The organism is Microseira sp. BLCC-F43, from assembly GCF_041929235.1.
In the GTDB taxonomy this organism is placed as follows: domain Bacteria; phylum Cyanobacteriota; class Cyanobacteriia; order Cyanobacteriales; family Aerosakkonemataceae; genus Microseira.
This window is the reverse complement of record NZ_JBHFNP010000302.1, coordinates 22,144-35,610: the sequence shown is the minus strand read 5'-3', so window position 1 is coordinate 35,610 and position 13,467 is coordinate 22,144. Positions and strand designations below refer to the sequence as shown.

Below are 13,467 nucleotides of genomic sequence, written 5' to 3'. Positions count from 1 at the left end.
CGCATTGTCGGCTGTATCTAATTTTATGCCCCTGCCTAGTTTCTTCTGGGTGGGGGCTGACTAAAAATTAGAGTGGAGTGCAGCTATGCGTCCTGATTTAGAGGAACTAGAAATTACTCGCGGAGAACTAAAAAAACTAACTGGTGTAGACGTAGAGGGAGATGGATGCGTGTGGTTAGTTTTTATTTTCCTGGTATTTGTTGCAATACAGCTTCTTTTGATTAATATTGGCTACTTTATTCAAATACCACCCCTACTATCAACAGTACTTGGATTTGCTATGTTTTCTTTGTTTTTGTGGGGGATTGTTTCTGCCTATAAGCAAACTCAAGGAAGTTTAAACAATTTACTCAAACAAGTTGAGAGGTATAATGCGGTCGTTAAAGTTATAGACGTTAGCGACCAGCTAGAAGAGGCGGGAAATTTAATAGAGCTTAGAAGCAACAGAGAAAAAGTGGTTGAATTACTTAAAATAGTCAGGGGACGATTGGTAAAATCTTTAAAAACCGAACGAATTATTCGCGAGAATAAGAATTTAGTTGAAAATAGTGAATTGTTTTTAGCTCAATTTACGGATTTAGAATCGGTGGATGCAACTGACGTTTCTAGTAGGGATGGTAAGTTAGTTAATGAGGTATTACAAATTTCAGCAAATGTACAATCGGAAATGAGGAAGTTACAGAAGCGAAGTTAAAACCAACACATCCGGGATTATAGAATTCGCGGCGACTGCAAGCAAGCTTTTGAAACCTGCTACGCCTTGTTGTGAATGCAATAGCCGCGACTTTATTCGTTAGGCACAGGAAGCGCGATCGCTATCTTCTCCACTGGAGTTATTGTAAGCGATCGCATTTGGGATACTTGTTCCGAACCCGATGGCGGCTTTTTAGATGATGCGAAATTTGAAGCATTGTTCGGCGGAGATGCCTTAATTGGCGTTACAGGTGGCGCTGCTGGAATGCTCGAACCTATCATGTTGCGGAGTAATTGCAAGCGCGATACTTTCGCTTGGAAGCGAGGAGAAACAACAGCAAGTGCTGGTGAATTGATGGCGTTTAATGGATTAACTGCTGAAGCGTTAACAAAACGCGCAATTGAGTTAGTGCATTAAGGTTGAGATAATGCCCCTACCTGGGTAAAACTAGGTAGGGGCTGACAATAATCAAAAAAGTAGATAAAATTTAGTTGTAAATATTTGATTTAATTTCCCAGGATAGGATTGTTGAGAAACGCGATCGCAAGCATAATGTCCAAAAGCAAGAGGTAAGAGAAGTTTTAAACAATTCTCCAACTATCCGATTTGTTGAAAAAGGAACCCGCAAAAATGAAAACGTTTATGCTGCATTGGGTCGGAGAAACTACAAGAGGAGATAGTTTGAATGGCACTAACAAAATTAACTAACTCTGGAGAAGTGGCGATTCCTCCAGAAATTATAGAATGGCTTAACCTAAAACCGGGCGACTCGATTGATTTTGCGATCGCGTCAGATGGCAAGGTTTATTTACAACCTGCCAAGATTGATGTAAAAGAATTATCTGGGATGCTGTATGAAGAAGGTAGAAAAGCTGTTTCTCTAGAAGAAATGGATGCGGCGATCGCTGAGTGTGCAGGAGAGTCAGCTTGAAAGGATTAGATACTAACGTAGTCCTGCGCTTTTTGGTGCGGGATGACGAACAGCAATGGCAAATTGCCGATCGCTACATCAATGAAGCTTTGCAAGCTAATGAACCTTGCTTGATTAACAATATTGTTCTGTGTGAAGTGGTTTGGGTTTTGCGAAGCAGATATAAACTAAGTCGAGAAAAACTCATTGACACGCTGGAGAATATATTAAAAGGTAATATTTTCGTGTTTGAGAATCGAGAAGCTATAGAATGGGTAATCGGGCAGATGAAATCTGGTAATGCAGATTTTTCTGACTACCTAATTACCAGAACCAACCAAATAGCTGGATGCCAGGAAACCGCCTCTTTTGATACTAAACTGGGTCAGGTAGAAGGGGTTAAATTGCTATGAGCTAAGGCGTTGATGAAAGGTGCGATCAAGTTAGTGCATTAAGGTTGAGGTGATGCCCATGCCTGGGTTATACTAGGTCGGGGCTAAATCAAAATAAGCATTTTTCATATTGAAAGGATAACGCTATGGATGGAGAAAATATCAAGAAAAAAGTTGAGGATTTAAAAAAGACGATAGAATATGGTATTGAATCTGGTAAAGAATTTATATCTTCGTCTTTCGGAGAATTGTTAGCTTCATTAATAGAAAAGCTACAGTTATCCCGTGATAAAAAGTTCGTCTTTCTTTTGGTTGGCAGAACAGGTGTAGGTAAATCTAGTACCGTAAATTCCTTGATGGGTAAGGAGATTGCCCAAGTAGGTAGTTACGATCCAACTACAATGGGAGTTGAATCTTACGATTCAGAAATAAACGGTATTGAGTTTACGATAATTGATACACCAGGTCTTTGCGATGATATCCCCGAAAAGGGAAATGACCAAAAGTATATAGAAAAGATCCGAAACAAAGTATCAGAAATTGATTTAATTTGGTTTGTAACCCGCCTTGATGACACAAGAGTTACTGCCGATGAAATGCGAGGAATAAAAGTGATTTCAGAAGTATTTACTCCAAAAGCATGGGAACACGCTGTTATTATTTTTACACGCGCAAACAAAGCAGATGATTATTTAGTAGATTTACGTGAGAGAACAAAGCGTATCCGAGATGAAATAGCTAAGTACACAGGTGCTGAGGTAGCAAGTAATATTCCATCAGTTGCAGTAGATAATAAAAGTACAACTACTCCCGATGGGAAGAAATGGCTAGAGGAACTTTATACAAAAGTCTTTGTAAGAATGTCAGAAAGAGGTACTATTCCATTCTTACTAGCAACGGCTTCAAGAATAAATATAGTATCGAATTATAGTGCTGCGTTAGCACAAGCTCCTAACTGGACTTTTTATGGTCAAGAAACGCAGAATGAACCAGTCGGAAGTAATGAAAAATCTTCATTTGAACAAGATGACTCTACAGGCAAAAAAAATAATTTCAACGAAGAACAAAAGCAAAAAGTTAAAAAAAAGATTTTTGATGTCGTTCCTATTCTGAAAGAAATAGGTGAAAAAATTGGTTACATAGTGGGGAAAATAGGTGGCGAAGTAAGTGCAGAGATTGGTGCTGTAGTTGGTAAAGAAATTGGTGGTGCAGTTGGTCATGCAGTAAATTTCATTTTATCGCTGTTTAGCTGATTTAAACAAAACATACCTGGTCAATACCATAGAAATTGGCTTGTCTAGTTGGGATAGATATTTGCTCATTACCTGGGCTGGGCAAACTAAAGCTATAATAAACAGAGTAAACCCTATCAATTACTTAAAAAATAGGTATGGATTTTGAAAAAACTTTTGGAACACCTGAAGCTAGGTATAAACATTGAGTGAAAATGATGAAATTTTAGTAACAGTCCTGAAAGGACATCTTGTTGTTGAAGCTTGACTTGTTAAAATTATTCAACTTAAGCTCTCTAACGCTCAACCCTGGAAATGGAGTTTTCCTAAAAAAGTGGAATGGTGTGTTGGCGAAGGATATTTATCAGATAAGGAGGGTGATGCTCTCAAAGATTTTAATGATATCCGTAATGATTTTGCACACATTCTTGGTCATCAACTGACGTTCGATAGAGTATTCACACTTGCTGAGAAGCTTGGTGATGCCGGATTTGATTTTTCGGATGAAACTATCTATTCTAACCGCCAGCTATCTGAAGAGTGGTATGGGATTGATGGTGCCATGATTGATATTCTGAACACTATTTTCTTTGACTTAGCTTGGTTGCTTGCAGAAAATGGTGGAACAGATTATAGCTGCGGATGAGGGATAACAACCCCAATGCACCGGAACTAAGTATACTTTGTTGCAATTGCGATCGCATTCCTGGAATACAACTGGAAAACTGGATTTTGTCTTAAAATCATTGAGGTTTGGGGTAGAGCGATCGCTCTCTTCTCCACTAGAGTTATTGTAAGCGATCGCTAGCCACAAGCTATGATAGAGCTAATATTTTACCCACACATAAGGATGGAACCATGAGTAACGCTCAAGAGATGGTTCGCGTCAGTCTAGAGATGCCTCCCGAACTTAACGAGGTATTGGAAGAACTTGCTAGTAAAATGGGTGGCAGTAAAAGCGATGTATTGCGGCAAGCGATCGCTTTAATCCTTCAGAAATTATAGAATGGCTTAACCTAAAACCGGGCAACTCGATTGATGCAAGCGATCGCGTCAGATGGCAAGGTTTATTTACAACCCGCCAAGATTGATGTAAGAGAATTATCTGGAATGCTGTAATTAATCACCCGTGCATTCTCAGCAATTTTCGTGCTAATAAACAGAGGAAATAATTAAATAAATTGAGGGACAAGTTAATTAAAATTAACATGCTGTGCCAGGGGTGGGGGATGCGCTCCGATTCAGAAACCGCCAGTTAAACAACCGAATTTACCAAAGCTTGTTACAATGAATGCATTTGAGTGGTGTCCTAACCGAAGGAGTGTTGATGCGTATTGCGATAGTTGGCTGCGGCTTTGTTGCTGACTATTACCTGAAAACGCTGCCAAACCATCCGCAGCTAAAGTTAGCGGGAGTAATGGATCGCAATAGCGATCGCGCCTCTAAGTTTTCCGCTTACCATTCGGTTCCCGTCTACGATTCCTTAGAAAAACTGCTTGCAGATGGCAGCGTTGATATTGTATTAAACTTAACAAACCCCAGGAGCCACTTTTCCGTATCTAAAGCTTGCTTAGAAGCGGGTAAGCACGTCTATTCCGAAAAGCCTCTGGCGATGGAATTTTCCGAGGCAGAGGAACTCGTCAACTTGGCAGAGCAAAAAGGTTTGCTGATTTCCTCAGCACCGTGCAGCATTTTGAGCGAAACGGCGCAGACGATTTGGCAGGCGCTGCGAGAAAATGTCATCGGAAAAGTTCGACTCGTTTATGCCGAAATGGACGACGGACTCGTTCACAGAATGCCTTACAAACAATGGCTCAGCGAATCGGGTACTCCTTGGCCTTATAAAGATGAATTTGAAGTCGGTTGTACCTTAGAACATGCAGGTTATTACGTCAATTGGCTGACTGCATTCTTTGGCCCAGCAGAAACAGTTACGGCTTTCTCATCATGCTTAATTCCAGATAAAGAAACCGATGTACCCTTGGACGTTAATGCTCCAGATTTTTCCGTTGCTTGCATTAAGTTTGCATCAGGAGTAGTGGCAAGATTGACGTGCAGTATCGTTGCTCCCCACGACCATGCGTTGAAGATTATCGGCGATGAAGGCATACTGGGGATCGATGATTGCTGGTACTATGGCGCTCCGGTTTACATTAAACGGATGATCGCCATCCGGCGGAAAACTTTTATCACCCCGTGGAAGCAAAAATATCCCCTGGTGAGAAAAGCGCCCAAATTTGGATATAAGGGGTCCCAACAAATGGACTTTTGTAGGGGCGTGGCAGAAATGGCAGAAGCTATTACCGAAAAACGCCCCTGTAGGCTTTCCCCTAGATATTGCCTGCACAACAATGAAATAGTGCTGGCAATTCAAAACGCTCTGGAAACAGGCGCGCCTTACAAACTTTCATCGTCTTTTGACCCGATTGCGCCCATGCCTTGGGCAAAATCTTAATTTAATTCACCTCATAATTTGGCGATTCAGGCTATGGTATCTACCTCAAAAATTATTCGCTGGGGAATTCTGGGCACGGGCAAAATTGCTAGAGATTTTGCCCAAGGACTAAAGTTTTTGCCAGATGCTCAATCGCTAGCGGTGGGATCGCGAACATTATCCACAGCTCAAGAGTTTTCCCGCCAATTGAACGTACCAAAAGCATACGGCAGCTATGAAGACTTAGTGAAAGACCCAGAAATTGATGTTGTTTATATCGCGACACCCCAGATCAGGCATAAACAAGACAGCATCCTCTGTCTGGAAGCAGGCAAAGCCATCCTTTGCGAAAAACCCTTTACAATTAATGCCCAAGAAGCTCGCGAAGTCATTACTCTTGCTCGCCAAAAGCAATTGTTTTGCATGGAAGCAATGTGGATGCGCTTCATGCCCTTAATCCAAAAAGTTCGCGAGCTAATTAATAGCGGGGAAATTGGCGAAGTTACCACGTTAACGGCTGACTTTGGCTATGGTGTCGAGTTCGATCCAAACAACCGCTTTTTCGATTTAAAATCAGGCGGAGGCGCTTTGCTGGATCGCGGTATCTATCCGCTTTCTTTAGCCTTTTTCCTATTCGGTTTTACCGATAAAATTGTCAGTCAAGCGACGATGGGCGAAACAAGCGTCGATGAACAATGCGCGATGGTTTTAAGCTACTCCAAAGGACAGATCGCCATGCTTTCTGCAAATCTGCGTGCCACAACTTCCAACGAAGTGATTATTAGTGGAACTCACGGACAAATTCGGATTCACGCCCCATTTTACCGCCCGCATCAAATATCGATTACCAAGTTTTCCCCGGCTCCTTTATTTACTGCAAAATCAGCCAATTCCAGTGTCAAACAAAAAATTATATATTCGTTAAAACAAAATAAGTTTGTGCAGCGTTTGTACCTGGAATTTGGCAGTTATCTCAAGCAACCGAAAAAAATCGTGCAACCCTTTGAAGCGAATGGCTATAACTACGAAGCGGCGGAGGTGATGCGTTGTCTTGTCAGCGGTGAAAAGGAAAGTAAAATTATGCCGCTTGACGAGACATTAAGCATTATGGAAACGATGGATGCGATTCGCCGTCAGTGGAATTTGCAATATCCACAAGAATTTTAGATTTGTGAAAAAGAGCGCAGGTTGGGTCATTGACAACGAAACCCAACCTACTAGAACATTATTACCAATTAGCAATTACCAATTAGCAATTACCAATTAGCAATTACCAATTAGCAATTACCAATTAGCCATTTTCCAAATAAGTCTGAAATAGGGTGACCAATTTGCTTGCTTCTTGAGCTGCATCATGATATAATGCCACAGATTCAGCACCAAAAGTGCCCATTTTTGCTAATTCTTCGACAGGTGTCTGCAATACTGTACGCATAGCTGCGGCTAAGGCAGAAGCAGATCCGGAAGGGACTAACCAGCCGCATTTTCCAGGTTCAACTAATTCTGGAATACCGGCAATATACGTACCGATAACGGGACGAGAAAGTGCCAGCGCTTCCATGACTACAACTGGCAAACCTTCGGCAAAACTGGGAAGCACCATTACTTGAGCCGCCAAAATTTGTTGCTGAACTTGTGCATTAGTTGCCCAACCTGTAATTTCGATATAGTCTTCTAGATGCATCTGTGAAATTAAGGTTTCAATCTCGTTTCGCAGGGGGCCATCGCCGACAAAAATGACCTTAAACTTGAATCCCTCAGCAGCTAATTGGCTGACGGCTTCGATCAAGATTAGGTGACCTTTTTGTTCGCCTAAACGGCCCACGCAAACAAATCGCGGTTGGTTTGGCAGGGGGACGTAAGGTTGAGATAAAAACATTTTGTCTACACCGCAGCGAATCACGTGAATTTTTGACCACTGCTTGTAGTCGCACCAACGAAATAGCTGGCTTTTGCCATAGGAACAAACGGCGGCGACAAAGGCGGCGCGTTTAATTTTTTCCGGTAAAGCGATCGCTTCCGGTTTATCAAATTCGTGGGGGCCGTGGATTGTAAAGCTGTATTGGGGGCCTCCCATCAAGTTGCACAGCATGGCAACGGTGGTGCCGTTGGTGGCGAAGTGTGCGTGGACATGTTCGATCCCCAACTCCAACAGCCATTGCAGCAAAACGCAGGCTTCCAGCAAGTAAATCAGATTGATTAAAACGCCTCGATCCGATCCCCAGCCGATTTTGAGGGTTAACTGTAGCGCCTTCCACAAACGCAGCGGTCGCTTAAACGCAACGCGGAGTAAACCCAGGAGCAAACCAACCGCCCCCACCCCCAGAATATACCGAGTTTTTTCTGGCTCTTGCTTATCCGCTTCATCAGCCAGATCTTTGTCTGGAAGGCGAATGGAAAACCGGGCGACTGGAATTCCAGCCGCTTCAATTGCTGCTATTTCTCTGCGAATGAAAGTACAGCTGGGGTAAGGATGCTGATTAATTAGATAAGCAATTTTCATGGCGTTGGTGCAATCTGTTTATCAAGTGATATTCTAGTTGGCTCGGTTGACATCCTGCCCAAGAAAGCTGACGCGCTCTCTTGGGGATTCCCGTCATCACTGACGGGGTTGCCTGGCTCTTACCCGGTTGGGTTTCTCCATCCCAGCAGTGGAGTGTCTTATCCTTTTAGCGATCAATAATACTTGCCACTGGGATCGCGTTGACGCCATGCTGCGCGAACGCATCACCGGATTACAACTGGAAAACTCGACTTTATCTGAGGGATGAAGAAGCTTCGCTAACCTTTGCGAATGAATCTCAGGAGTTACGCAAGGGCGTTGCCAGAAACAAAGGTGAGACCGTCGTTCGCGTTCGCGCAGCGGCGCGCCAGCGCTCAGCTAGGGTATGCATATCTCTCGCCACCAAACCAACGATTTTTCCTAGAAACCGGGAACTTGCGCGTAAGTCCTGAATCTAATACAAAAATTTTTTTCATATCAATAAAATTACGGAGTTTACGCGATCGCCTACGGCAAGCTATCCTTCGGGAATTCATTCGCACCAAGGCGATAGTTTCTCCGTAACTCCCTCTTTTATCCGAAGAATTACATATACTATAGGTTAGTTACAAACACGGTTTTCCTTACTGCATCTTGGCTGAGTAACTTTAGATAAAAAACATCTAATTTTTACATAAAATTTATCGTAAAAAATATTATAAATGCGATAATTTACGCAGGTATAGTTTATGGTGGGATGCAAGATAATTAAAGAGCAACTATCCTATATATCCAGAATAAACAGGTTACTAAAACCCAAGAAAACCTGAAAAAGTCTAAGCTAAATGTGAATTTAACCATGGCTTATACAAACAATTTTAGCAATTCCCACAAGGGTGTCGTAAAGATGATAGAAGAAACTACCCATAAGTTTATAACTGACTCTAAGATTGAAGAAGTCGCCCAATCGTTTAAGCTCAACGATCCGACCCAAGAACAAAAGTATAGACCGCTGGTTTCATTAATTGTTCCTGCTTACAACGAAGCGGCGATTGTTGAGAAAAATTTAGCTATACTCTGCGATTACATGACATCCCTGGAAGGTGAATACCGCTGGGAGATGCTGGTGATTAATGACGGGAGTAAAGATGATACTGGCGAAAAAGCTGAGGCTTTTGCTAGAACTAGAGAGAACGTTAGGGTTTTGCACCATATCGTTAACTTTGGTTTGGGTCAAGCTTTAAAATTAGCCTTCAATCACAGCCGAGGCGATTATGTTATAACGGTGGATATAGACCTGAGTTATTCGGTGGCTCACATCGAAAGACTTCTGACTAAAATCAAAGAAACTCAAGCAAAAATTGTGATTGCTTCCCCTTATATGAAAGGGGGAAAAGTTTCAAACGTTCCCTGGATGAGAAAAGTTTTGAGCGTTTGGGCTAATAGATTTTTGTCCGCTACTTCCCACGGCGACTTGACGACATTGACCGGATTGGTAAGAGTTTATGACGGCAAGTTTGTCAGGTCGCTAAACTTGCGGGCGATGAGTATGGATATTAACCCGGAGGTGATCTACAAAGCCAGGATGTTACGCGCCCGAATAGAAGAGATACCGGCGCATTTATGCTGGAGCGATCGGAAAGCAGTAAAAGTAGGCAAGAAGAAGAAGGCACAACGCCGCTCAAGTATGAGAATACTGCGACAGATTTGGGCGGTTGCTTTTTTAGGATTTATTTTCAGACCAGTGATGTTTTTTTTCATTCCTGGGGTGCTGCTTTTCCTGCTTTCTATGTACGCTAATATTTGGGTGCTGATTCATTGCTTCTGGCAATATGAAATCCTGGCACAATACACCAAGTTTCCCGCTCCGACAGAAGCAGTTGCGGCTGCGTTTTACCAAGCTCCCCATGCGTTTATAATTGGCGGAATTACCTTGATTATGGCAATTCAGCTAATGAGTTTAGGTATCCTAGCTATGCAAAGCAAGAGCTACTTTGAAGAGATTTTTTACTTGGGTAGTTCTATTTACAGATCGAATCAGGAAAAATAGGAGATAAACCAATGAGCAATTCAGTTTTGACCGAAAAAAAGCTGTTAACATTGCCTTCGGATCAAGAAGCTTCTGGTCGCACGCTGGGGGCGGAAGAAATTGCCCTAATAACTGAGGCGATACAAAGCGGAACTCTGACTAGCACGAAAGGGAATTTTGTTAAGACTTTAGAAAAGTTATTCGCCGAATTGGTGGGGGTTAAACACGCTTATGGTTGCGCCTCGGGATCGGCAGCAGTTCACGTAGCGATCGCAGCGATCGATCCGGAACCAGGTGATGAAATTATCACCACTTCAATCACCGATATGGGGGCGCTAACGCCAATCATTTATCAGGGTGCAATTCCAGTATTTGCCGATGTCGATCCCAAAACTTGGAACGTGACGGCGGAAACAATTGAACCGTGCATTAGCGATCGCACCAAAGCCATCATCGTCACCCATCTGTTTGGCAATCCCTGCAACATGACCGAGATAATGGAACTAGCGCGATCGCGCAATATTCCCGTTATCGAAGACTGCGCCCAAGCTTACGGTGCTAAGCATAACGGACAACAGGTAGGTAGCATTGGCGATATCGGTTGTTTCAGCTTACAACAAGGCAAGCACATCACCACGGGCGAAGGCGGATTAGTTGCTACTAACAACGACGCTTTAGCACGGCGGATGTACTTATTTATTAACAAAGCTTGGGGATACGGCGATCCCAACCCAGACCACTATTTCTTAGCCTTGAATTATCGCATGTGCGAGTTACAAGGCGCAGTCGCAGTGGGACAATTATCCAAATTAGAATCCGTCGTACACAGTCGCGTTACCAGCGCCAACAAACTGAGGGAAAAATTACAAGGAATAGCGGGAATTACTACGCCTTGGGTTGACCCGCGAAATATCCACACTTACTGGAAATATTGTCTGAGCGTGGATGGTAATATTATCCCCAACGGCCCCGTCGGAATGGCGCAAAAATTGAAAACCAAAGGCATTTTCTCCGCGCCGCGATACATTCAAAAACCTGCCTTCATGTGCGAAATTTTCCAAAAACAAAATACCTTTGGAAAATCGCGTTTCCCCTTCACATTAGCGCGTCTTGAAGCCGTGGATTATAGCCGCGAGCGCTTCACGGGAACCTACGCCGGATTAGAAAGCGTTTTAGTCTTGCCTTGGAACGAACGCTACACCGACGAACACATCGACTATATCGCCGACTCGATCCGCGAAGCAGTTGCCGAATAGGGCAATTTTAGATTTTAGATTGCAGATTGCAGATTGTAGATTCAGAGGCTAGAAACCGGGTTTCTGAGTAGATCTCTGGTTGACAAAGCGATGATTTTTCATATAAACCCGGTTTCTTTGCGTAATTCCCGAGATTGAAATTAAATCGGCAATCTAAAATCTGCCATCTTCAATTTCTTTTTGGTAATGAGGATATAAGACTATGGAACCCAAAATTAATTTTGGTTTGGTTGGTGCAGGCAGTATTGCCCAAGCTTACGTGCAAGCCTTTGGTACTTGCAAAAATGCCCAGTTAGTAGCCGTTGCAGATATTCGATTTGATGCGGCTAAAACTTTAGCAGCCAAATTAGGATGCCAAAGCTACGACTCTTACCAAGCGATGGCTGAAAGCGAAAAACTTGATGCAGTTATTATTTGCACCCCGCCAATCACCCATCCAGAAATCAGCCTGTATTTTATCGACCGGAAAATTCACGTACTCTCCGAAAAACCTTTCAGCATTGACTCGAAAAGTGCCAAAACAATGCTTGATTCTGCGAAAAAAGCTGGTGTCAAGCTAACAATGGCCTCAAAATTCCGCTACGTCGAGGACGTAATTAAAGCCAGAAATATCGTCAATTCGGGAATTTTGGGAGAAATTGTTTTATTTGAAAATGCCTTTACCGCCCGGGTTGATATGACATGCCGCTGGAATTCTAACCCCAAAGTTAGCGGCGGCGGCGTGTTAATTGATAACGGCACCCACTCGGTTGATATCATGCGCTATTTTCTCGGCCCCCTGGCAGAAGTCCATGTGGTAGAAGGCAAGCGCATTCAAGGATTACCAGTAGAAGATACGGTGCGGATTTTTGTCACAAGCACCAGGGGAGTGACGGGCAATATCGACCTATCTTGGAGTATTAATAAAGATCTAGATTACTACATCCGCATTTACGGATCTTTAGGCACGATTTCCATCGGCTGGAAAGAATCGAAATATCGTCAATCTACCAGTTCGGATTGGATTGTCTTCGGCAAAGGCTACGACAAAGTCCAAGCATTTGGCAGCCAAATCGAGAACTTCGCGAAAGCCATCCAAGGAGAAGAATCGCTGTTAATTACCTCGCAAGATGCGTTGGCTTCCGTAGAAGTAATTGAAGCAGCTTATGCGGCAATGAACCAAAATCATTGGATGGCGGTTGCCCAAGAAACCAACGCCAGCCAACGATTAAACGGAGCGAAACAATTGTTAGAATTGAGCAAAGTATGAGCGTTCGCATTCATCCCACAGCCATTGTTGAAAAAGACGTAGAAATTGGGGCTGGTTCGTCAGTTTGGGATAGCGTTCACATTCGGCATTCAACCAATATTGGCGAAGAGTGCATTGTGGGCGAAAAAACATACATCGCCTACGGTGTAAAAATTGGCAACCGGGTCAAAATTAACGCCTTTGTCTATATTTGTACGGCGGTGAAAATTGAAGATGGGGTGATGATTAGTGCCGGAACAGTCTTCACCAACGATCGCTTTCCCAGAGCAACGACTTCCGACTTGAAACAGTTGCGGACTTCCGATCCGGACGAACATACCTTGCCGACCCTGGTGCGAGAAGGCGCTACGATTGGCGCTCATTGCACAATTGGGAACGATTTGGTCATCGGACGCTTTGCCATGATTGGCATGGGTGCGCTCGTTACCAAGTCCGTGCCGGATTTTCATTTAGCAATTGGACATCCGGCGAGGTCCGTGGGGTGCGTTTGTCGCTGCGGAGAACCGTTGGTGAGGTTTTCTGATGATACGCCGCCGGATTTCGACGAGATAACCTGTTCCGCTTGCGGACTCAAGTATGCGATCAAAAATCGCATGGTAATTGAGTTGACACCCCCAGTTTAAGAATTGCAAATTTTAGATTGCAGATTTGAGATTTAATTTAATCTGAAATCTCAGGACTTACGCAAAGAAACCCGGTTTCTTGCTACGATCTCTGGTTCCCAAACCAAGGATTTTTCATAGAAACCCGCTTTCTTGCTACGATCTCTGGTTCCCAAACCAAGGATTT

At 43.3% G+C, this 13,467-nt stretch carries 13 protein-coding genes and 1 pseudogene; 13 read left to right on the top strand and 1 reads right to left on the bottom strand.

Annotated elements, in window-relative coordinates; genetic code table 11:
* Positions 1–85 precede the first annotated feature (85 nt).
* From ACE1CM_RS40100 to ACE1CM_RS40060, 9 genes and pseudogenes are all read left to right on the top strand, one after another.
* Positions 86–694 (top strand): hypothetical protein, encoded by a 609-nt coding sequence (locus tag ACE1CM_RS40100; protein WP_374884646.1) that lies wholly within the window; start codon positions 86–88, stop codon positions 692–694.
* Positions 695–841: 147 nt separating this feature from the next.
* A pseudogene (locus ACE1CM_RS40095) lies at positions 842–1,111 on the top strand (phosphoketolase); the annotation flags it as partial.
* Between the two features lie 268 nt (positions 1,112–1,379).
* Positions 1,380–1,625 carry an AbrB/MazE/SpoVT family DNA-binding domain-containing protein gene (locus ACE1CM_RS40090; RefSeq protein WP_374884644.1) on the top strand — a complete coding sequence of 82 codons (246 nt, stop codon included), beginning with the start codon at positions 1,380–1,382 and terminating at the stop codon, positions 1,623–1,625.
* A complete protein-coding gene (locus tag ACE1CM_RS40085) occupies positions 1,622–2,017 on the top strand; it encodes a PIN domain-containing protein (RefSeq protein WP_374884643.1) in 396 nt (131 codons plus the stop codon). The genes ACE1CM_RS40090 and ACE1CM_RS40085 overlap by 4 nt, the downstream gene beginning before the upstream one ends.
* A gap of 125 nt (positions 2,018–2,142) precedes the next feature.
* Positions 2,143–3,249 carry a GTPase gene (locus tag ACE1CM_RS40080; protein WP_374884641.1) on the top strand — a complete coding sequence of 369 codons (1,107 nt, stop codon included), beginning with the start codon at positions 2,143–2,145 and terminating at the stop codon, positions 3,247–3,249.
* Positions 3,250–3,562: 313 nt separating this feature from the next.
* Positions 3,563–3,874: a hypothetical protein gene (locus tag ACE1CM_RS40075; protein ID WP_374884640.1), complete on the top strand. Its 312-nt coding sequence runs from the start codon at positions 3,563–3,565 to the stop codon at positions 3,872–3,874.
* A 212-nt stretch (positions 3,875–4,086) separates the two neighbouring features.
* The gene (locus ACE1CM_RS40070) at positions 4,087–4,233 is read left to right on the top strand and encodes a ribbon-helix-helix protein, CopG family (RefSeq protein ID WP_374884638.1); all 147 of its coding nucleotides are present in this window, start codon (positions 4,087–4,089) and stop codon (positions 4,231–4,233) included.
* 322 nt (positions 4,234–4,555) lie between these two features.
* The gene (locus tag ACE1CM_RS40065; protein WP_374884636.1) at positions 4,556–5,683 is read left to right on the top strand and encodes a Gfo/Idh/MocA family protein; all 1,128 of its coding nucleotides are present in this window, start codon (positions 4,556–4,558) and stop codon (positions 5,681–5,683) included.
* Between the two features lie 33 nt (positions 5,684–5,716).
* The gene (locus ACE1CM_RS40060; protein WP_374884635.1) at positions 5,717–6,829 is read left to right on the top strand and encodes a Gfo/Idh/MocA family protein; all 1,113 of its coding nucleotides are present in this window, start codon (positions 5,717–5,719) and stop codon (positions 6,827–6,829) included.
* A 124-nt stretch (positions 6,830–6,953) separates the two neighbouring features.
* On the opposite strand, the gene ACE1CM_RS40055 is transcribed toward ACE1CM_RS40060, so the two are convergent.
* On the bottom strand, positions 6,954–8,165 hold the full coding sequence (locus ACE1CM_RS40055) for a glycosyltransferase (RefSeq protein WP_374884634.1): 1,212 nt from the start codon (positions 8,163–8,165) through the stop codon (positions 6,954–6,956).
* 838 nt (positions 8,166–9,003) lie between these two features.
* Between ACE1CM_RS40055 and ACE1CM_RS40050 the strand changes: the two genes are divergently transcribed.
* From ACE1CM_RS40050 to ACE1CM_RS40035, 4 genes are all read left to right on the top strand, one after another.
* The gene (locus ACE1CM_RS40050; RefSeq protein WP_374884633.1) at positions 9,004–10,194 is read left to right on the top strand and encodes a glycosyltransferase family 2 protein; all 1,191 of its coding nucleotides are present in this window, start codon (positions 9,004–9,006) and stop codon (positions 10,192–10,194) included.
* A gap of 11 nt (positions 10,195–10,205) precedes the next feature.
* A complete protein-coding gene (locus ACE1CM_RS40045) occupies positions 10,206–11,429 on the top strand; it encodes a DegT/DnrJ/EryC1/StrS family aminotransferase (protein ID WP_374884632.1) in 1,224 nt (407 codons plus the stop codon).
* A 202-nt stretch (positions 11,430–11,631) separates the two neighbouring features.
* A complete protein-coding gene (locus ACE1CM_RS40040; RefSeq protein WP_374884630.1) occupies positions 11,632–12,678 on the top strand; it encodes a Gfo/Idh/MocA family protein in 1,047 nt (348 codons plus the stop codon).
* A complete protein-coding gene (locus ACE1CM_RS40035; RefSeq protein WP_374884629.1) occupies positions 12,675–13,301 on the top strand; it encodes an acyltransferase in 627 nt (208 codons plus the stop codon). Before ACE1CM_RS40040 ends, ACE1CM_RS40035 begins: the two co-directional genes overlap by 4 nt.
* Positions 13,302–13,467: the final 166 nt, after the last annotated feature.